21 protein-coding genes are annotated in these 19213 nt (G+C 42.6%); 5 read left to right on the top strand and 16 right to left on the bottom strand.

All coding sequences use genetic code 11. The features are described from left to right. Positions 1 to 78: 78 nt before the first annotated feature. A complete protein-coding gene (locus tag CYL18_RS01130) occupies positions 79 to 1773 on the top strand; it encodes a DEAD/DEAH box helicase (protein ID WP_104847628.1) in 1695 nt (564 codons plus the stop codon). Further along, positions 1751 to 2545, top strand: coding sequence for a YqhG family protein (locus tag CYL18_RS01125; RefSeq protein ID WP_104847627.1), 795 nt, complete (start codon positions 1751 to 1753; stop codon positions 2543 to 2545). The genes CYL18_RS01130 and CYL18_RS01125 overlap by 23 nt, the downstream gene beginning before the upstream one ends. Before the next feature lie 115 nt (positions 2546 to 2660). Here the strand turns inward: CYL18_RS01125 and CYL18_RS01120 are convergent, their stop codons facing one another. From CYL18_RS01120 to comGA, 9 genes are read right to left on the bottom strand one after another with little or no spacing between them, the layout of a single operon-like run. Further along, positions 2661 to 2834: a YqzE family protein gene (locus tag CYL18_RS01120; RefSeq protein ID WP_104847626.1), complete on the bottom strand. Its 174-nt coding sequence runs from the start codon at positions 2832 to 2834 to the stop codon at positions 2661 to 2663. Positions 2835 to 2875: 41 nt separating this feature from the next. Beyond that, a complete protein-coding gene (locus tag CYL18_RS01115; RefSeq protein ID WP_104847625.1) occupies positions 2876 to 3388 on the bottom strand; it encodes a shikimate kinase in 513 nt (170 codons plus the stop codon). 12 nt (positions 3389 to 3400) lie between these two features. Then, positions 3401 to 3760 (bottom strand): competence type IV pilus minor pilin ComGG, encoded by a 360-nt coding sequence (comGG, locus tag CYL18_RS01110; protein ID WP_146102797.1) that lies wholly within the window; start codon positions 3758 to 3760, stop codon positions 3401 to 3403. 10 nt (positions 3761 to 3770) lie between these two features. Next, complete coding sequence (gene comGF, locus CYL18_RS01105) at positions 3771 to 4187, bottom strand: competence type IV pilus minor pilin ComGF (protein WP_161497053.1); 417 nt, start codon at positions 4185 to 4187, stop codon at positions 3771 to 3773. A 10-nt stretch (positions 4188 to 4197) separates the two neighbouring features. Further along, positions 4198 to 4494 (bottom strand): hypothetical protein, encoded by a 297-nt coding sequence (locus CYL18_RS19155; RefSeq protein WP_161497052.1) that lies wholly within the window; start codon positions 4492 to 4494, stop codon positions 4198 to 4200. A gap of 16 nt (positions 4495 to 4510) precedes the next feature. Continuing rightward, positions 4511 to 4951 carry a competence type IV pilus minor pilin ComGD gene (gene comGD / locus CYL18_RS01100; RefSeq protein ID WP_104847622.1) on the bottom strand — a complete coding sequence of 147 codons (441 nt, stop codon included), beginning with the start codon at positions 4949 to 4951 and terminating at the stop codon, positions 4511 to 4513. 2 nt (positions 4952 to 4953) lie between these two features. Continuing rightward, on the bottom strand, positions 4954 to 5274 hold the full coding sequence (gene comGC, locus CYL18_RS01095; RefSeq protein ID WP_104847621.1) for a competence type IV pilus major pilin ComGC: 321 nt from the start codon (positions 5272 to 5274) through the stop codon (positions 4954 to 4956). Positions 5275 to 5288: 14 nt separating this feature from the next. Continuing rightward, positions 5289 to 6329 (bottom strand): competence type IV pilus assembly protein ComGB, encoded by a 1041-nt coding sequence (comGB, locus tag CYL18_RS01090; RefSeq protein WP_161497051.1) that lies wholly within the window; start codon positions 6327 to 6329, stop codon positions 5289 to 5291. Further along, on the bottom strand, positions 6319 to 7380 hold the full coding sequence (gene comGA / locus CYL18_RS01085) for a competence type IV pilus ATPase ComGA (protein WP_104847619.1): 1062 nt from the start codon (positions 7378 to 7380) through the stop codon (positions 6319 to 6321). The genes comGB and comGA overlap by 11 nt, the downstream gene beginning before the upstream one ends. 199 nt (positions 7381 to 7579) lie before the next feature. On the opposite strand from comGA, the gene CYL18_RS01080 reads away from it, so the two are divergent. Together CYL18_RS01080 and CYL18_RS01075 are read left to right on the top strand one after the other, a co-directional pair. Further along, complete coding sequence (locus CYL18_RS01080) at positions 7580 to 8281, top strand: helix-turn-helix transcriptional regulator (protein ID WP_104847618.1); 702 nt, start codon at positions 7580 to 7582, stop codon at positions 8279 to 8281. Between the two features lie 100 nt (positions 8282 to 8381). Next, positions 8382 to 8624, top strand: a complete 243-nt coding sequence (locus CYL18_RS01075; protein WP_104847617.1) for a DUF2626 domain-containing protein — start codon at positions 8382 to 8384, stop codon at positions 8622 to 8624. A 74-nt stretch (positions 8625 to 8698) separates the two neighbouring features. On the opposite strand, the gene CYL18_RS01070 is transcribed toward CYL18_RS01075, so the two are convergent. The 4 genes from CYL18_RS01070 to CYL18_RS01055 all read right to left on the bottom strand — a co-directional run bounded on the left by CYL18_RS01070 (position 8699) and on the right by CYL18_RS01055 (position 14321). Continuing rightward, on the bottom strand, positions 8699 to 11812 hold the full coding sequence (locus tag CYL18_RS01070) for an MMPL family transporter (protein WP_146102796.1): 3114 nt from the start codon (positions 11810 to 11812) through the stop codon (positions 8699 to 8701). Positions 11813 to 11898: 86 nt separating this feature from the next. Continuing rightward, positions 11899 to 12471, bottom strand: coding sequence for a TetR/AcrR family transcriptional regulator (locus tag CYL18_RS01065; protein ID WP_104847615.1), 573 nt, complete (start codon positions 12469 to 12471; stop codon positions 11899 to 11901). Between the two features lie 76 nt (positions 12472 to 12547). Continuing rightward, positions 12548 to 13618: a class I SAM-dependent methyltransferase gene (locus CYL18_RS01060; RefSeq protein WP_104847614.1), complete on the bottom strand. Its 1071-nt coding sequence runs from the start codon at positions 13616 to 13618 to the stop codon at positions 12548 to 12550. Between the two features lie 70 nt (positions 13619 to 13688). Then, complete coding sequence (locus CYL18_RS01055) at positions 13689 to 14321, bottom strand: MBL fold metallo-hydrolase (protein WP_104847613.1); 633 nt, start codon at positions 14319 to 14321, stop codon at positions 13689 to 13691. Positions 14322 to 14513: 192 nt separating this feature from the next. Between CYL18_RS01055 and CYL18_RS01050 the strand changes: the two genes are divergently transcribed. Further along, entirely contained in the window at positions 14514 to 14687 is a 174-nt protein-coding gene (locus CYL18_RS01050) for a DUF2759 domain-containing protein (RefSeq protein WP_049670147.1), read from the top strand. A 40-nt stretch (positions 14688 to 14727) separates the two neighbouring features. Here CYL18_RS01050 and CYL18_RS01045 read toward each other — a convergent pair whose 3' ends face one another. The 3 genes from CYL18_RS01045 to CYL18_RS01035 form a co-directional block, all read right to left on the bottom strand. Continuing rightward, positions 14728 to 15846 carry a YqgU-like beta propeller domain-containing protein gene (locus CYL18_RS01045; protein ID WP_104847612.1) on the bottom strand — a complete coding sequence of 373 codons (1119 nt, stop codon included), beginning with the start codon at positions 15844 to 15846 and terminating at the stop codon, positions 14728 to 14730. A gap of 91 nt (positions 15847 to 15937) precedes the next feature. Continuing rightward, entirely contained in the window at positions 15938 to 17095 is a 1158-nt protein-coding gene (locus CYL18_RS01040) for a M14 family metallopeptidase (RefSeq protein WP_146102795.1), read from the bottom strand. 198 nt (positions 17096 to 17293) lie between these two features. Then, positions 17294 to 19159, bottom strand: a complete 1866-nt coding sequence (locus CYL18_RS01035; protein ID WP_407984488.1) for an LTA synthase family protein — start codon at positions 19157 to 19159, stop codon at positions 17294 to 17296. Positions 19160 to 19213: the final 54 nt, after the last annotated feature.

Here is a 19213-nt window from a genome sequence, read left to right as displayed (position 1 = left end):
GAACATTGTGGCAAACATAAACCTCTCCTAATCAAGAGGATTTGCCAAAGCTTATTAAAAGGAAAGACGGGGTCAGCCATGAGCAATATTCCAGCTATTCATTTTGACGATGAGTGGGAAACTGAACTTGAAAATCGAATCAATGAGGATGGGCCATGGTCAAGCTATTCTCTTTTTCAGCTTGGCATTGAAGCAGAAAAGCATAATCTTATTCCAGATTTCACTGGCTTAATAGGACCGAAGCATTTATCTGGCTTCACGCCTCTGCCCCATCAGCTTGAAGCCGCCACAGAGGTCATTGAGCGCATGAATGGAAAAGCCATATTAGCCGATGAGGTAGGTCTCGGGAAAACCATTGAGGCAGGGCTTATATTAAAAGAATACATGATTCGAGGATTAGCACGAAAAATCCTCATCTTAGTACCCGCTTCATTGGTCTCCCAGTGGGGTACAGAATTAAATCAAAAATTTCATATCCCGGCATTGATATACCGAAAAGGCTATGGCTGGGACGGAGATATTATCATCACCTCCATTGATACTGCCAAACGGGATCCGCATCGATCAGCTATTTTGGAGCAATCCTATGATTTGGTGATAATCGATGAAGCTCATAAATTAAAAAACAATAAAACCAAAAACTATGAATTTGTCCAAAAAATCCAGAAGAAATTCTGCCTATTGCTGACTGCTACACCAATCCAGAATAAAATCGAGGAAATCTTCTACCTCGTATCCTTGCTGAAGCCGGGTCATCTTGGCAGTTACACAAGTTTCAATGAACGTTTCTCAGCGAAAAAGCGCTCACTGAAGGATGATGCTTATCTAAAAGAATTGGTGAATCGCGTCATGATTCGAAACAAAAGGCATGAAACAGGGATTGAATGGACGAGCAGGAAGGTAGAATCTGTCTTTATCGAGTTCTCCGAGAAAGAACGAGCCCTTTATGATGCGGTTGCCTCCTTCCGTGATGCGTTACCTGAGAAGCTAAACACTGGCTTCTCCTCCTTAATTCTTCAGCGTGAGGCCTGCAGCAGCCGTGAAGCTGTTTACTTCACGCTTCGCAATATGCTAGAGAAGTATCCGGATGCAAGCGAGGCATATAAACAGAAAATACATGAGCTGATTGGAAAAGTCGAAGAAGTGAACATGAATTCTAAGGCGGAGAAAGCCTTGGAGCTTATCAAAACCATTAATGATAAGGTCATCATCTTCACGGAATACAGAGCCACCCAGCTTTATTTGCAATGGTTCTTGAAGCAAAATGGCATAACATCTGTTCCCTTCCGCGGCGGATTCAAGCGCAGCAAGAAGGATTGGATGAGAGAGCTCTTCCAAAAACAGGCACAGGTTCTGATTGCAACAGAAGCAGGCGGTGAGGGAATTAACCTTCAATTTTGCCACCATATCATCAATTTTGACCTGCCATGGAACCCGATGCGGCTCGAACAGAGAATCGGCAGAATTCATCGTCTCGGCCAGACCGAGGATGTACGAATCTATAACTTTTCCGTCAAGGACACGGTTGAAGAGCATATCATGAAGATTCTTTATGAGAAAATCCAATTATTCGAACGAGTTGTCGGCGAGCTGGATGACATTTTGACAAAGCTTGATGTCAAAAACCTGGAGGACCATTTGACTGATATCCTCGCCAAATCAAAAACTGAGGGCGAAATGAAAATTAAGATGGATAATCTCGCTTCGATGATTGAGTTTGCGAAGCGGGTTAAAAAGGAGGCACCTGCTAGTGCAGCAAGCGGAGATTCATAAGTTTCTGAGTGAATTCTTTCAAGCCAATCATTGCGAAATCACAGAGGAAGGTCCAGGTCATCTTATCGTGCAATTGACGATTGAGATGGACAAAGAATTAATGAACCGGCCATTTTATTGGCATTATCTCGAAAAAACCGGCGGGGTTCCGAACCCGATGAGCCTGACACTCATCACGGACCAAAGCGCTGCACCAGAGGGGATAAAGGGGGATTTCATCCACTTTGGCTCCCCCCGGCTGCATCAAATCTTTGCCGTTTCCAGAAAGCTATCACGCCATATCCGGCTTTTTGAAAAAATCAATATCACAAACGGGCAGACCCCGTTATTCCCGTGGCTATGCCTGAATGTCAACATATCCTACGAATGTGATCGAAAAAAAGATCAATTCCATTCGCTTGGCCTGAATCTAATCAACGGAATGATTATGGAAGATTTCTTTGACACGATGCAGGCGATCTCCCTAACACCGAAGATATCTGACTATACATTTACCCTATCACCGATTATCCGCTACCAGAGCGGAATCGGACGCCTGAAAAATCATATACAGCTGAAAATTAACGATGATAACCATTCCTGGGCAGCTGATGCGCTGGAAAGATGGGAGAAGGATTTGGCCTTGCTGAATCATTTCTACGAGGACAAAATGGAAGAAGAAAGAGCTTCCTACGAGGCAGAGAAGGAAGCTCTAAAGCTCCAATATGAGCCGCGCATCCAGGTGAGCATTGTCAATGGAGGGTTATTTTATTTAACCAGTAACGCTATCTAGATAAGACGCTCAATCTAATCAAAGCAACAAAAAAAGCCCCTGAATGATTGTGGCAACCAAGTAGTTAGTTTTTCAGTCTAACTCTTGATATGCGGCAACAATCTTCAGCGGCTTTTCAATTTCGCTTAAAGAGCATTTCAATCCCTAATGGGATAACGCCAAACCAGAAGCTTATCGGCTGCCGTGTTCCCTTATGACTTTTCCTTTGCTCCTTGCGAATTTCCTTTGGCTGGTCCATGTAATTCAGCCATTCGACGGTTAAGTATTTTACATAATCATTCGTTTTCATCTACATCACCCATCCATCAGTTTCAACAGGTATGGGAGAATTTATACGTCGTATTCATCCAGGTGTGACAAAATCTCATGTACGATTTCATCTTTAGCCTTGCCGGTTGTATCAATACGCATATGAGCGGTCCCTTCATACAACTCCTTGCGCGCATCAAACAGTGTTTGTATGCGTTCCGCCATGTCTCCCCCTGTAAGTAGCGGCCTAGTCTTGTCAGAGTCTAGCCTTTTCAGAATCTCCTCTGTGCTCGCCTCAAGCCATATGATGATACCGTTCTTCTTCATATGAGCCCGATTCTCTTCCCGAAGTACGACACCGCCTCCGGTAGCAACGATATGGTTCTCAGCATGGAGCTGCCTGAGGGTTTGCTGCTCAATATCACGGAAGCCTTGCTCTCCTTCTTCCTCGAAAATTCGCGGTATGGATTTTCCCGCATACTGAACGATTGCTTCATCACAGTCTGTCACTGGTACGTTTAAATGCTCGCCTAATGCATGGCTGATTGTTGTCTTGCCTGTACCCATAAATCCGATTAAATAGATTGCCTTCATTTATCTGGCTCCTTATAAGTTCTCCGACATGTTTACAACCTTCTGCTTGGCAGCAGAGTACGTAATTGAGCTTTCACGCACTGTCTGATCGGTAGAAATCTTTAATATGATTTGGTATACACGGTCTCCCCGCGGGATGATCTCATACTTTATTGTCCCATTATAATAGAGCCATTCGCCATTTGTCTCCCTCGAAAGCCCTCCATCAGCTAAACGTATCGCCTCTTTTGTGCCAGTATTGAGCAAAAACGAGCTTCGAAGTCCATTCATCTGAAGAGCATGATAATTGCTGTCATTCTTGAATGAACTCGCCGCTATCAAACAAATGACAAAGATTACCGTAAAGAAAACCAAGGAGATTGGCAAGAACATCCCCCGCTCTTCATATAGAAGGCTCGTATAGGTAGCGTTTATAGATTTTTTTCTCAAATTGTCCGCCATTCTGCATTTGAACTGTGACAGTCAGTTCATCGCCATTGATTTGAAAGGCATAATCCTTCACATTTTGGAGAATAACCTCATGTCCTTCACGGCCAACTCGCCGTCGAATGATTTCTCCATAAGGCTCAAAGGTGACCTGCCCTGCTGCTGACTGCAGGGAAAGAATCTTGGAATTTAGGACGTTCCATGCACTTGCCTGCTGAATTTCAAGGTCGAGCTGCCTGATGAAAACATTCCATTCCATCCTATCAATCGAAGCCTCTTCAATCTCATTCCACTTATTAACAGAAATAAGGGTGGAGGTCATGAAAAAGGCAAGAAGCGAGAATAATCCCACGGCAAAGAGGACTTCGAGCATCGTAAACCCCTCATCTTGGGGGAACTTTCTCGCAAAAAGACTTTGTCTCCTTGCCCGCGGCCGGATAGTCCACACAGTATGCATCCTCCTTTAGATGATAACGGAATACATCTCCATTTAATCCATACTCTCCAGTAAAAAGAGGCTCTCCCATGTATTGAAAGGCATGGAGGGCTTCAAACAAACGGCTAAGAGCCTCTTCTTCCATGCTAAAATCCTGTTTTTGAATGATCAGTCCTGTATAAAGGGGCAAAAGGAAGCCCGCTGCCAGTATTATAATGGAGAACGAAACGAGCCCATCCAGCATCGCAAAGCCATTTGCCTTACGTTTCTGCGAAATAAAACCTCCCCCTCCCGAGTTGGAAAATCAATTTATAAATAGGGCTGTTCGCTTCATTAGTGAGATAAACAGTCATTGGATTTTGGATATTTCCTAGAAGGGTGTACGTAATGGTGAGAGTTCCCTGGCTTCTAAACCTCAACGTATGAGGCTGATAGGAGGTAAAGAGCGTCCCATAACCGTTTGCGACACTAGTGTACGTATTATCGTTTGTTTGGATTCGAACTGAAACACTCTTCCGTTTCTCCATCGCAAACATTTGAGCATAATATAGATCCTTCTCCATTTGGCGAATAAAGACTTGCTGCTCATACACATCAAGGAGTTTAACTGCCACAATATTCCCGGCAGCCAGCATGATAGACAAGCAGCCGAGCACAAAGATAGCCTCCAGCAGCGTAAACCCGCGCTCATTACGCATCATGCTTAGCTCGAAGCTTCATCTACACTGCCATCAGCATTAATAACAATTTCATTGCCGCCTGGGCAGGAAGCCCCATCCTTGATATATCCCCCGCTAATTAATTCCTCCTTTGACGGCGTTTTATTCTCTTTCAATTTATAGGATTGAATTTGGCCTTCCACCATCTTAATGTAGGCCTCACACCCCTTCTTATTGACGGCCTCCTGGTTCTTGATAATACTTGGGACCGTTATAATCAAGAGCACGGAAATGACGAGCATGACAATCATCATCTCAATTAAGGTAAACCCGCGTTCATTCAAGATTTTTCTCCATTTATTCATGATACACCCACCTCTCATATGGAATTCATTAAAGAAATCATCGGCATCAGGATTGCCAGGTACAACAGTATGACTAATAAAGCAACTAGGCCAAACATAAGCGGCTGGATTACCTTCAGTGCTTTTTCGGTCATTCCCTCTATCTCCTTCAAAACTAACCGGCTATAATACAACAGCTCTTCCCCCAAGAGCCCATTTTTCTGGCCATGGCTAATGATGCGAACAAAATCATCCTTAAATACCGGGATATCTTGAGAAATATGTTCAAGCGTATCTCCCGCCTTTAACCGTTCCATCATTTGTCCGGTTAATTCTCTGACAAGCAATTTCGGATCCTGACTCTTCATAAAGTCAAGCGCGTCCAGCACAGAAAGTCCGCCTTGAAGAAGAGAACCAAGCTGAATCGAGAAATAGTAGGTAATGGATAAACGACGGTAACGACGAATATAAGGTATCTTCACAAAAAGGATTTCCCTTTTCAATTGTGGGAGTTTCTTAAGGTAATAATGATGGATGACAGAGAGAAGCAAGAAGACTAGCGCAAGCAAAACCGGGGAAAAACGAACAAGATGGGATATGAATCCGGCCACTTCCATAAATGGATTTGAACCAAGACCGTAATCATCATACATTTGAGAAAATCGTGGAAAAAGATAGGTTGTAAATAATTGAAGCAGACCAAAGGTGAATAAAAAGAGAAATACTGGATATATCAATAGATTTTTAAGCTTGGTGCGATCCTCGCACTTCTTTTGCCAAATGCGGCCTGCCTCCTTCAATGTCGATGACAATTGGCCATTCTGTTCACCATAGGATACGAGCCCAACGAGCTCTTGTTCAAACGACAGCCATTCAAGGAAATCCCGAAAGGAATGGCCCTCTTTTAAAAGTACCAATGAGCCCTTGATATCTTCCTGATGATTCATCTTGCTGTGCAGCATGGAAAATTCAATGCCCTCATACAAGCTGAAGCCATTATCCAGTAAATCTCCCAGCTCTGCCAGAAACCGTGCTTGTTCGCGCCCCTTCCAGCGGCGGCTCCGTTCAAATTTCATGAACCCACCTCTCATATTCTTTCTCTCTCACAAACCCGTAAGCGACAGCACGGCCAATGATGGAAGGAAGATCCTTATAGCCTAAATCTGGATTCTTCCCTTCAATTGAATCCCATATCTTAGCGAGCTCTGTTCCATAAATTAGCTCATGTACGCTTACACGATCCCTGTCCCTTTTCATTAAACAATACGGTGAGCAATCCCCTTCACAATAGGGACAATCTAATTCTAGTAATCGCTGCGACGTAACAGCCAATAGCGTTTGCTTCACCTCTTCCTGATCAACACCAAATTCAAGCAGACGCCTCACGGCACCTATCCCATCCTTTGCATGCATGGTACTTAAGATGAGATGACCTGTCAAAGCTGCCCGCACAGCAATCCTTGCCGTTTCTGCATCCCTGATCTCACCAATCATAATAATATCTGGATCGTGGCGCAGGGCAGCCTTCAATCCAATGGAGTAGCTGATTCCTGCTTTCTCATTTATTTGTACTTGTATCGCGTCATCTGACTGATGCTCAATTGGATCTTCAAGTGTGATGATATTCCTGTTGATAGCGGTTTTTGCGTGATGGAGCATAGAATAGAGGGTCGTCGTTTTACCGCTCCCAGTCGGTCCGCAAATTAACAGCAAACCATGAGAGTGACGGAGCATAGAAATGAGGGTAGCCGATGTTTTTGGGAATAGAGAGATTTCATCAATAGGAAGTGTTTGCAGATTGGGAATAATACGGATGACGAGGGATTCAGCATGGGGAGTCGGAAGCGTGGAAAGACGAAGTCCAATCCATTTCTTTGATATAAACATTGTTAATGCTCCGGATTGAGGACGCCTTTTCTCACCAATGTCCATCCCGGCCATAAACTTAAAATGTGAGACTAAACGTTCTGCCCGCTCCTTTTGATAGCTCCCGCCAGGAAACAGACGATTGTGGATGCGGTAATAAAGATGTGTTTCCTTTCTGCTCGGGACAATATGAATATCTGACGCCTTAAAAGAAACAGCCTCACTCACTACCTTATCCGCCAAATGGTCGATTGATAGCAACTATTTTTTCACCTCCTTTTTTGTTGTATATAGTTATTAGACATTATTTGGCAGAATCCTTCTTTTTTATATTTATTTTTTCCGAAAGAAATATGTGAAACGATGAGCAAAAGTCACATGATTGCCAAAAATACGTCAAAATCATAAAACACCTATGTACTATAATTAAAGTAACAATATGGATTGCGGGGTGGACAGAATGGAAGAAACATTAAAGGTCGCAAACATCTTATCAGATCCAACCAGGTATTATATTTATCAATATATTACGAGGCGCCACAAGGATGTATCAGTCGTAGAGGTCGCCGAAGTTTTTGATATTCATCCGAATGTCGCTCGGCTGCATCTATCAAAGCTCGAGGAAGGGCATATGTTAGTCTCCGCTACACGAAAAACAGGAAAGGGCGGACGTCCCTCCCGGTTATATCGGCTTTCTGACGAGGTCATCGAGCTCAGTTTTCCAAATCGTGATTATCAAACACTTGCCAGAATGGCCATCGAAACGATGCTGTCAATGGGCGACGCTGGCAGCGAGGCTCTCTTTAAGACGGGCGAGAAATATGGAAGAGACCTGGCATATGAATATGCCAAACAAATTGATGAAGAACCTAAAAATCTATCATTTGACCATAAGCTCGCAATTTTGAAGGAGGTTTCTGAAAAGGCCGGCTTTTCACCTGAATTCGTGATTCCAGCACACCAGGCGAACGTCCAGTTCAAGGTATTCAACTGCCCGTTCAAAGAAATCGCCTCAGAGCATCAGGAAGCTGTATGCGGAGCTCACCATGCCTTTATCCGCGGTATGTTCAATGCATTATTCGAGTCCATTGAGCTGCATGCCGAGGACAATATTATCAGCGGATGCCCTGCTTGTGTTTATCGGGTTCAAATGGCTCATTAGCTGGTTAATTCATCCCCTGAATATTATGATAGTTTACAATCTTTAACAATATCCTTATAATGTATTTGATGGACTTTATTAGGGGATGGGAGGTTTGCAAATGGACAGAATGTTCAGGGTTTGCGGGTTTTGGACTGGAATTATGGCTGTGATGTTCTATTTAGGTGATATGTATACAACATCACTTCTTTTCGTCGGCCAAACCGTATTCTTTGTGATATTGGGGTATTTGAAATTATCTGAGAGAATGTATTTATACGTATTTGGTGCATATTTAACCGTGTTCTTTGCAGGATTCACTTATTGGACAGTGTTTATGATGACTCCTGGTGCAGCACATTAATAAAGGACAGGAAAAGGCCCTCAAGATTCAATCTCGAGGGCCTTTTTCATTTTATTGGCAATTATATGCCAATCTTATCGTTCCTTTTCTTCCGTTATGCGATAATTTAACTTTTCCGTTAATCCAATTAAAGCTGGAAGCAGGATGGGCAGCATGACGAAGCTGAGCAAAAGAAGACCGATAATCACGGTAATAGCTATTTCCATCAAGCTTATTACTCCTGAAGGGATTAAAGCAGCGAATGTTCCAGCCAGGATTACTACTGCCGAAATGACAACCCCGCCTATACTTTTCGCCGCAGCAATGATTGCCTCTGAAGATTTCCATTGCATTTCACGATAACGCATCATGATGAAAATACTATAATCAACACCTAGAGACACAATCATAATGAAACTGAAGAATGGCACACTCCATCCTAACTCATTCACACCCAGCGCATTTGTGCTGACCCATTCGCTCATTCCAAGCGTTACGTAATACGTTAAAAGCAAGATACCAACAATAAACACTGGATTCCAGAAAGAGCGCGTGATGAACATGAGAACTATCGCAATACCGATTAACATGATAGTGGCAGTGCGTGCGAAATCTCCATCCGCCATTTTCTCCAAGTCGACATTTTGAGACGTTTTTCCTCCGATGGCTACATCCGCAGCTGATAGATGACTAGTTTCTATCTCTGCCGCCACTTTTCCTTTCATCTCTTTGATAATATCCATTGCTTCCTTTGAATATGGATTTACTTCTAAAATGATATTCATCATCATGGTTTTGCGATCATCTGACATGTACATATCCAAGGATTCCTTGAACTCATCTCCGTTAAGAACTTCCTCTGGAATAAAGAACTTATCCGATACGTTTGATTGGCTAAGACCACTTAAATAACTCTCTGCCGCTGATAAACCATTGCTGATTTCACTTAATCCATTTGTACTCTTAGCAAGGCCGTCTTGTAATGCTTCCATTTGGCCCGTTAAATCGTTGAGTCCAGAAAGAAGCTGCGTTTGACCATCATTGATTTGGCTAAGCCCCTTTTCTAATTCTGGCGTTTTTCCTGCTAACTGATTAGACCCATCTGCTGCTTGCTGCAAGCCTGCAGCCAACTCAGAGGAACCATTCTGCAATTCAGAAACGCCGCTTTCCAGTAAGGCAAATCCGTCGTTCACTTCTGCAAAAGAGCTGTTGGCTTCCGCAAATGAGCTCATAGCTGCTTCATACTGTGGCGTCAATTCCGTTAAACGAGCGGACAGTTCTTCTAACTGCTGTCGACCTTCTTTCGCAATGGCTAAAGATGTTTGAATATCAGCCTCACTTGCCAATTCGGGTTTCGTCCCGATTAAATTAGTTAAGGAAGCCTCAATTTGGGCATACCCTTGTTTTGCCCCATCAATCGCTGAAGTGATGCTATTAAAATAGGCAGTGAATGAGCTTAAGCCATTCTCAAGCTGGGAATATCCTTCCTCTAATTGGCTCATCGCCACAGACATGGCAGAAAGATTATCATTCACCGAAGTTAGTCCCTCTTCAATCCCTTGGGCTCCTTCAGCAGAAGCTTTTACACCTGCCGAGAGGTCATTGACGGCAATGTTTAATGCTGACGCTCCATCCTTTAACTCGTTGGTGCCATCAATCAGGCTTTGAACATTAGAAAGCCCACCTAAGTCTGCCTGCCCCAATTGTTCCTCTGCAGAAGACAATCCATTATTAATTTCTCCAACACCCTTATCTGCTTCTCCTAATCCATTATTCAATGTATCTGTCTGATCATTGAGATAGAGATCATCAATCTTTTCTGCAGCAGGACGAGTTACTGAATAAACTTTGGAAATACCTTCCACATTCTCAATCGTTTCTGTTAATTCATCAATTGCCTGCAATGCCTCGGCGTTATCAAGCGCTTCAGCACTGTTCAAGATCAATTTAGCAGGTGATGAAAAACCGGGAGCAAAATGCTCCTCAATCACTTGAATTCCTTGCTTGGACGCATAGGAATCATCCACTTCCTGCAAATCGTTATAACTGAGCACATTGCTGTATTTGAAAATAAATGGCACAGATAAAATCAGGACAAACAAAATGGCCACTACAGGTCTTAATACAGATACACTAGATAAATAACCCCATAATTTATTCGTCGAATGACCTTCAAAACGCTTGCTTGGCCAGAACATTTTCTTTCCAAGTACGGCCATGAAGAAAGGATTCATTGTTACAAGCGCTAGAACCAGAACAAGAACACCGATGGCGACTGCTGAACTTGCACGATAAAGCTGAAATTCAGCTAATATAAGTGCTATAAACCCGATGAAGACAGCTATTCCGCTATAGACGACGGTTCTTCCAGCTGTTTTATAGGTATTTTTTATAGAAGAGAGAACATCTCCTCCCTGCCCTAATTCTTCTTTAAAACGAGTAAAAAGCAAGATATTATAATCCGTACCAATCCCAAATAATATAACGACCAGAAATACTTGCGTAAAGTTTGAGAAAGGATAATCAAAATGGTCAACCAGCTGTGAGATAAGGCCTAAGGATACTAAATAAGAAACACCCACAGATAACAGGGAGACCACTGGCACGATAGGAGATTTAAACACAAGAATCAGAATGACCAAGATGAATACAATGGAAATGGCTTCTGTTTTCTTAATCCCATCTTGGGTCGATTGAATGAAATCCTCAACGACCAATTCATTGCCAGTTAAGTAACTGTCCACCCCATCAAGTTCAATCATTTCATACAATTGATTAGCTACTTCTGTAATGGTTCCTTGATTTTGATTTATGTATATTTGCGTCAGAATCGTTGTCCCGTCTTCTGAGACAAGCTGACCTTCAACTTCTTCATTGTCCATATGCGTGACCATATCTGTAATGCCTAATGAAGAGTGTTTTTGGGTGAGCCGGTTAATTACTTGCTCAATCTGAACTATCTGGGATTTTGAGAGAGCTTTATCATGACCGCTATTAAAAACAGCAATAATTTCGTAACGTTCACCCTCGTTCCCGTCCATTTCATCCATCATTTCATTCGCTATATTACTTTCAAAATGATCTGGTATAGTTATTTGGCCTTTATCACGGACAAGCTGGTCTAAATTTGGCATCATCACCAAGAGTAATATTGTAATAGCCGTCCAGAATGCAACTGAAGCCGTACGCCAATTGACAAATCTTTTCACTTTGTTCTCTCCTTTTATGCACGGAATGAACATTCATTCCTCTTGCTGTGAGCGGACTATGCCGCTAATAACATGCTGTTCATCTCTCAATGTATTTTAATCGCATTCCAGCAGCAGTCCACCAAACTTTCCAGTAAATGCGGACTCTCTTCAATTAATCCTGCATGGATTAATTTGAATAAATGAGAGAATGCCCCGTAGATGATTGAGATTAATGCATCTGATGGTAAATCCTGAATAACACCTGACTTTTTCCCTTCTTCAATAAATGATGTTAGAAAATCAAGATATTCACCCAACAACTTTTTACTCTTATCATCCAAATAATATCCTGTACAGTGTGTATCGAAAAAGTTTAGCTGTTCAGGTTTGGCTTTTGCAAAAGTAATCATTTGATTAAAGAGCAAATAAAATTTCTCTTTTAAGTTCATAGTCGCAGTCAGGTCAACTTTTTTCATGCTCTCTGAAAAATCTAGCAAACACTCTTGAAACAGAATATTGACCATATATTCCTTATTCTCGAAATAACGGTAGATTGTACCAGCGCCGACATTAGCTCGCTCTGCTATCATCGGAATCGTCGTTCCGTCATAGCCTCTTTCCGAAAAAAGAATGAGTGCTGCAGATAAAATATCTTCACGTTTATTTGGACTAGCCATTGATAACCTCCTCCGGAATGAATATTCATTCCTATCTTAAAAAAGAAATTAGGACAAGTCAATGCCCGAATTCAATTTATCGTATGTTCTTGGACTGCCACAATACCCGAAAATAATCACTGATTGACTCCCCCATAATCAGTTGGCGAATTTGCCGGTTATGCTTGGAGGCTTGTGAAAAAGGATCTGAATCGGCGTGAGGAATGAGCTCTTCTAGGATGCCCCCCTCAATCAGAAATTCCGCCTGGCCGCCCCAAAACTCTTCGCGGCAGCCCATTTGTGCTCCCCGACCTCTCAAAAGACCAAAGGGAACAGTAAACGTGATATCCGCCTCTCCAGGAGCGTCTAAAATCGATTCTAATAACTGATGATTTCGGTATGCCCTAAGGGTCCCTTCTTTCCGGATTGGACTAAACCATTCATCTCGATCCATGCCATAATCAATCGTTAGCAGATATCCACGCCTTAGTTTTTCAATGATTGTCTCATAGGCTTCCATCATTTGAAGCGGAACCTCGATTCGATTCATATAAGAAGGAACATCCCATTCTTGGATGAGCTGCCTGCTGGCTACATCACTGATATCCCTGACCGTTTCTTTCAACTCATCACCGGCAAAGGTAATGCCGGCTTCCTTCCACTCCCCGTCCTGTTTCACAGCCACATCGACTGGAAAGGCATCAAAGAACTCGTTCGAAAAAATAATGCCTTCAATGGAGGGAAGGTACTCTAGAGCAGAAAGAATCTGTACCCTTGAGTCATGACTGGTGAGATGCTTGATGCTCTTTTGATGATAAGGGCTCGCTTCAATAACATAGTATACGAGTCCCCTAGAGAATTCTTTATCTTCCTCGGCAAAGCCCTTTAGCACATTGAAAGCCATTTGGCCGCCCCCGCCGCCAAGCTCGCAAATGACTGGCGGAAGCCCTGCCTTCTTCAGGCTGCGGCATAACCATTTCCCGAGAAATTTTCCAAATACAGGCGCCATTGCGGGAGTTGTATAAAAATCACCCTCACGCCCAATTTTTGTTTGCTCTCGCATATAATATCCCCCTTTGGGATGATAGAGAGCCAATTCAATATACTGATGATAGGGCATAAACGCTTCAGGATTCTGCCGAATCTTCTCCAAAATCATCTCCTTCATTGTATCCCCCTCATGACAAGTCTTTTATAAAAAAGCCCTTACTAGTAAAGGGCTCATAAATTTTCATATCCTATTGCAAAAATGGGTTATGGTTCATCTCATCTTCAAGGATTGTTTCCGGTCCGTGACCCGAGAGACAAAGCGTATCTGATGGCAGCTTCATAAGCTTGGTCTTAATGCTGCTCAATAGCTGTTCATGAGAGCCGCCTGGCAAGTCAGTGCGGCCAATGCTTCCGCGGAATAAGGCATCCCCTGAGAAAACAATTCTCTCATCCCTATCATAAAATGAGATGCTTCCAGGTGAATGACCTGGTGTGTGAAGTATCTCAAATGTGAAGCCGCCGATTTCCATCATGCCTTCTTCTGTAATCAGCTCATCTGCTTCCTTCGCTTGAATCGGCCCCATTTGGAAATATTGCGAACCATTCAAGGCAGGATTACTGAGCCAATCCGCTTCTTTCTTATGAAGATATACAGGTATATCAAAGGTTTCCCTAACAGCATCCACTGCTCCAATATGATCAAAATGGGCATGGGTCAGCAAGATTGCTGCCGGTTTCCATCCTTTATCGCGGATAATGCCGATTAGCTTCTGTGCTTCCTCACCAGGATCAAAAATCAAGCATTCTCCATTTTCTTTTGCATATAAATAGCAATTTGTTTGCAGAGGGCCAAGCGGCACTCGTTTCCATATTTTTTTCAATGTATATTTTTCCTCCTATACATGCATTTCTCTTCTCCCTATTGTACACAACCCGCCGCTATCGTTAAAGCCTTTCAGAGTCACACAAGCAACCTCTCGACAAATGATACCAAAACCATTAAAATATGGTAGAATGCTATTTTTTGTTAATTATTTCAGGCATTTCATTATTTCCAAAGGGGGAAATAAAAAATGGGACTAGTGATTATCTTTGGTTTAGCCGCGATTTTGGGCATCTTCGCCTTGATCAGTGCATTTAAAAACAAGAACTTTCTCGGCGTCTTATTTGCCCTCGGGACTGTAGCTGTATTTGGCTGGTTCTCCGTGATGACCGTACTGAATAACGGCTACCCTACCGGACATTAATCCGTAAAAGAGGAATCGGACATTTAGTCTGATTCCTCTTTTACATAATTTCAGCCTGTGAAAATTTCTCGATTGTCTTTTCTCTTAAATCAATTATAGAATCTAGCAAATGGCCATATAAGCAATACGTTCCGTCCGCATTGCATGCAATCGGCTCATTATTAATCCGGTCAATTATTCTCTCACGCTCATTTGACCGTAAATCCCACTTGAATAGCTCAAAGAGTGATGAAGCCTCCCCGGTGAGCGGCGCAAGGATAAAGATACTGTCGCTATCCTCTGGCACATCCATATAAGGCATCAAATATTCCTCTTCATGCGCGATTGCGGGTATCTCGATTTCCTGTACTGGTCTTCCAAAATCACCATCTGTATAGACCTTAAGTATCATGGAGGACTTCCCTTCATTCACCGTAGCGATGATTGTCTTTCCATATTTGCTAAAGACCCCCACCGCATCTTCATGAATGACCTTATCCTCTTCCATCTCCAAGTCATATTGATGAACAGTCTCTCCCGTTTCGGTGGCATCTCCAATATAGGCAATATATTCGTCATCAATCCATTGGATGAACGGTTTTGGTAAGCTCAACTGTGTTTCTTCTGTTGTTTCGGCATTGATGAGCAGACTGTCATAGCTCCAATCCTCCTTCAGTGCCATCACTAACAACCGCTCCTGATAGTCTATCGTATTGTCCCACTCAAACAGCACATAGGAGGATATAACCTCTCGGCTCAGCACCTTCTTACCGTCACGGCTGATGATAAGCAGTGTGGCAGAATCGGATTTGTTAGAGTGCGTGATGGCCACATACTCGCCACTTGTGCTGGCATCAGCAGACATAATGGCATCCGAAGTACGAAAAAGCTCAGTCGGCTCTTTTTCATTGAATTGATGGAGATATACGGCTTGTCCCTCATCGTCTTGCTCTATAGTGAGGATCTCATCCTGAGAAAGCCAGCCCGCTGTTTCAATTAATTCTTCTTCAGTCACCTTCATTAATGGCTTATTATCCCTCTCCCTAGTATCGACGGTATCAATATGATTCTTTTCATCCTTTGTACAGGAAACTAGCAGAAAACTTGTCAAAAGGAAGAGGATAATGCTACAAATGCGAATAATTCGGTCATAAGACGGTCCATATTTTCCCTCTTTCACTCTTCCCTCTCCTCATATATATATCATTTATTTACCTAGTAGCAATGAGAGAACTCTCCTCGCTCCCGTTTATTAATCTATTCTAATTTAATTATAAATACATCGACGCATTCAACAAATGCTTCGTCTCCTCATAAATAGCTTTGAATTGAGATAAGGGCAGCGGGTTGACCCCCTTGCCGAGTTCAAGGGTAAAGCCCGGTCTCTTGTATTCTTGAATGAACCAATCCTTAAAGCCTGCATGGCTGTCTACATACTGGACGGGGGCATAGGTGGTTTTCTGAGCAAACTCTCTTGCCATAATAGCAGACAGCTGCGGCTCATCGCCATTATACCCCCAGTAAAATTCATGTCCTTGTGTATGTAAAGCAATCACCCGATCAAAATCCTCTCTTCTCACAAGCTCTGCCAGCGCAATCGCTTCTTTCTGTGTAAGAGGCCTCTCTCCTGGATAATCCCTTGGGCCTGGTCCCGCAGGGTATCTCTCTTTCATCCTATCCCAATTTGCGGGGAATTGCCGGTTTAAGTCGACTCCTGTAATATCAGCCTTCCAGCCATGGTAATCGTCATTCCCATTATTCATATCCAAACAAGAGCTCGCAATCTCTTTAGGAGGCCCATCAATGACAAGGTCCACTCCATCAGGGTTAGCCATCCCGACTATCGATAAATCACATTCTTGAAATAATTCCAGGGCGCTGCAATGCCCTATTCTCATTCCGTTCGTGAGAGCCACAAGGTATTCATTAAACCATTCCATTAATACAAGGCTTGTGATCCATTCATTGGCATGAAGAGAGGCGTTCATATGAACCTTCTTTTTCCCGATTCCGACACGTATCTCCATGATTTCTTTTCCAAGGGCAGAGCTTCCGATTTTGTTCACTTTCATAAAGGGGAAAATCGTTTGTAAAACGTCAATATCATTCATATATTTGGCTGAGGGATACGGTTCGGCCGTATCGACAATTCGATGCTTTATCTTAACCGGGACCTTAACTATACTGCCCGGAAGGTTTCGTTGATTTTGATTAATGAATTGGATACGCTCTCTATAGAGAGGGGGCAGAACTTCTTCCTTTGGCATCCGTTCCATTCTTGTCCAATATCCCGGGATGATAATCTCATCACCTGGAGATAGCTGATTGCTTGCGATATGCGGGTTACTCTCGACCAAGACTGAGATTGGGAGAGTAAACAGCACAGCAATTCTTGATAATAGTTCTTCTTCATTAATAATTACTTTCACATCACCACTCCCCTTTCTCCACCATGATATGAATAACCGGCAGGAAAAAGAAGATACAATGAAAAAGTCTCCTCTTTATCCTAACAGGTAATCAGGAGTTTGGACATAAAATTATTTCATTTTTTTCCAACAAAACCATTCACTAAAGACCCACCTTTTACAACAAAAAAACTGCCCCATACCGATTGGGCAGTCTCGTTAATCATTATCATAAAACCGGAGCAGATCGCCATAGATGATTCGGTCAGAGTAATCAAGCTCCATCTTCGCTTTCTCTGCATAAAGCTCACAGTCGCTATTGTCAATCGGGTTTTCTGTCACCTTGCTGTAGCAGGTTTCTTTCGTGTATACAATATCATCAGTAATAAAGCTTCCATCCCGAAGAATGGCCATATTCTCCCGGCTTGGCGAGAATAGGTCCTCACCGAATTGAATATGGTCTGATGTATCAATTCCGAGCAGATGCAGAACTGTTGGCCTAAGGTCAATTTGGGCGGCAACACTTGATATGGTCTGCCCCTCCTTTTGGCCCGGCAGGTGAATGATCAGCGGTACGCGCTGTAATTGTGTCGATTGGAAAGGGGTGAGATCGGTTCCTAAATACTCAGCCATCTCGGCATTATGGTTTTCTGATATGCCATAGTGGTCCCCATATAGGACAATAACGGTTCTGTCATATAAACCGGATTCCTTCAAATCCTGAACGAATAGCTTTAGGGCTTCATCCATATAGCGAACGGCAGGAAAATAACGGTTTAATGTTCTGCTGTCCGAATCATATAAGTCAACCATCATATCCTCATCATCAAGCGTGAATGGAAAATGATTGGTCAGCGTGATGAATTTAGCATAAAAGGGCTCTGGGAGACTTTTAAGCATCGGCATAGATTGTTTAAAAAAATCGATATCCTTTAGTCCCCAATTAACGGAATTTTCTTCATTGACCGTATAGGAAGAGACATCAAAGAACTCATCGTAACCAAAGTTATCATACATGATATCCCGGTTCCAGAAGGTTCGATCGTTTGCATGGAAGACGGCGGAATAATATCCTTCATTCTTCAAAATCCTTGGTGTAGCCCTGAAGGTGTTTTGGGAATTCGTGAAATACACCGCCCCCCTCCCAATAGGGTATAAGGAATTTTCGGTAATGAATTCGGCATCGGAGGTTTTTCCCTGACCGGTTTGATGATAAAAATTATCAAAATAATAGCTTTCCTTAATGAAGTCATTTAGAAAAGGAGTTACAGCTTGTCCGTTAATGGTTGAACCAATTGGAAAGGTCTGCAATGATTCCATCGATATATAGATGACATTCCTCCCCTTATAGCGGCCAAAAAGCTCTTTATCAGGCTCCGTTTGCTTAGAGTGCACATAATTTTCTATATCAACGAGCTTTCGACCATCAGCGAACGCTCGCTGGGCTGAGGATTTTGTCTGCAAAAGCACATCATATATATGGTACTGATAGGTCCCGATATTTTTGACGAGGATTTCCCTGTCAAACGTTCTCGTTAACAGCTGCGGACGCTCTGCTTCAGAAATAGCAAAATTAAAAAAGGTGATGGCAAACGCCAATAAATAATACACACGTTTGCTTCCTGTCGTATATGACTCATTCTCTTTTAGAAAAGGAGGCCGATGCTTAATAACCGCTGCCAATAGAAAAAAATCCAGGAAATAGAGAATATCTGTCCAATTTAACAAGTCATGGACACTTGAACCGAGATCGCTCATATTGCTTGTTTGGAAAAGTACAGGGAGGGTTAAAAAGTCATTGAAGAAGCGAAAAAATACGATGTTAGCAAATAAGATAAAGGATAAAAGAAAGCTTGTCAGCAAGATATATTGATTCCTGCGGCGGTTCAAAAACAGAGCAATCCCAAAGATAAGCATGAGGAAGCTGAGGGGGTTGATAAACAGAATGAATTCCTGCCGCCAATTTTCAATCTTCATATCGAAGCTGGTCTTGTAGACGATATACGTTTTCAGCCAAAGCAATAAAATCGCAAGCATAATAAGAGATATCTTGCGCGGCTTAAATAATCTATCCATCCTCATCATTCCCCTCCCTTCATCCATTTCATCAATCTTCAGAATCTAACGACAATTACTAGT

Origin of the sequence: Pradoshia eiseniae (assembly GCF_002946355.1) — a bacterium.
Lineage (GTDB): Bacteria > Bacillota > Bacilli > Bacillales > Pradoshiaceae > Pradoshia > Pradoshia eiseniae.
The sequence above is the reverse complement of the archived record's forward strand: the minus strand, read 5'-3'. Positions and strand labels throughout refer to the sequence as shown.

What these genes read in the sequence shown, in the direction of transcription:
- CYL18_RS01130 (WP_104847628.1), top strand. Translation starts at nt 79, where the DNA reads ATGAGCAATATTCCAGCTATTCATTTTGACGATGAGTGGGAAACTGAA.
- CYL18_RS01120 (WP_104847626.1), bottom strand. Translation starts at nt 2,834, where the DNA reads ATGAAAACGAATGATTATGTAAAATACTTAACCGTCGAATGGCTGAAT.
- CYL18_RS01115 (WP_104847625.1), bottom strand. Translation starts at nt 3,388, where the DNA reads ATGAAGGCAATCTATTTAATCGGATTTATGGGTACAGGCAAGACAACA.
- comGG (WP_146102797.1), bottom strand. Translation starts at nt 3,760, where the DNA reads ATGTTCTTGCCAATCTCCTTGGTTTTCTTTACGGTAATCTTTGTCATT.
- comGF (WP_161497053.1), bottom strand. Translation starts at nt 4,187, where the DNA reads ATGCTCGAAGTCCTCTTTGCCGTGGGATTATTCTCGCTTCTTGCCTTT.
- CYL18_RS19155 (WP_161497052.1), bottom strand. Translation starts at nt 4,494, where the DNA reads ATGCTGGATGGGCTCGTTTCGTTCTCCATTATAATACTGGCAGCGGGC.
- comGD (WP_104847622.1), bottom strand. Translation starts at nt 4,951, where the DNA reads ATGATGCGTAATGAGCGCGGGTTTACGCTGCTGGAGGCTATCTTTGTG.
- comGC (WP_104847621.1), bottom strand. Translation starts at nt 5,274, where the DNA reads ATGAATAAATGGAGAAAAATCTTGAATGAACGCGGGTTTACCTTAATT.
- comGB (WP_161497051.1), bottom strand. Translation starts at nt 6,329, where the DNA reads ATGAAATTTGAACGGAGCCGCCGCTGGAAGGGGCGCGAACAAGCACGG.
- CYL18_RS01080 (WP_104847618.1), top strand. Translation starts at nt 7,580, where the DNA reads ATGGAAGAAACATTAAAGGTCGCAAACATCTTATCAGATCCAACCAGG.
- CYL18_RS01075 (WP_104847617.1), top strand. Translation starts at nt 8,382, where the DNA reads ATGGACAGAATGTTCAGGGTTTGCGGGTTTTGGACTGGAATTATGGCT.
- CYL18_RS01065 (WP_104847615.1), bottom strand. Translation starts at nt 12,471, where the DNA reads ATGGCTAGTCCAAATAAACGTGAAGATATTTTATCTGCAGCACTCATT.
- CYL18_RS01060 (WP_104847614.1), bottom strand. Translation starts at nt 13,618, where the DNA reads ATGAAGGAGATGATTTTGGAGAAGATTCGGCAGAATCCTGAAGCGTTT.
- CYL18_RS01050 (WP_049670147.1), top strand. Translation starts at nt 14,514, where the DNA reads ATGGGACTAGTGATTATCTTTGGTTTAGCCGCGATTTTGGGCATCTTC.
- CYL18_RS01035 (WP_407984488.1), bottom strand. Translation starts at nt 19,159, where the DNA reads ATGATGAGGATGGATAGATTATTTAAGCCGCGCAAGATATCTCTTATT.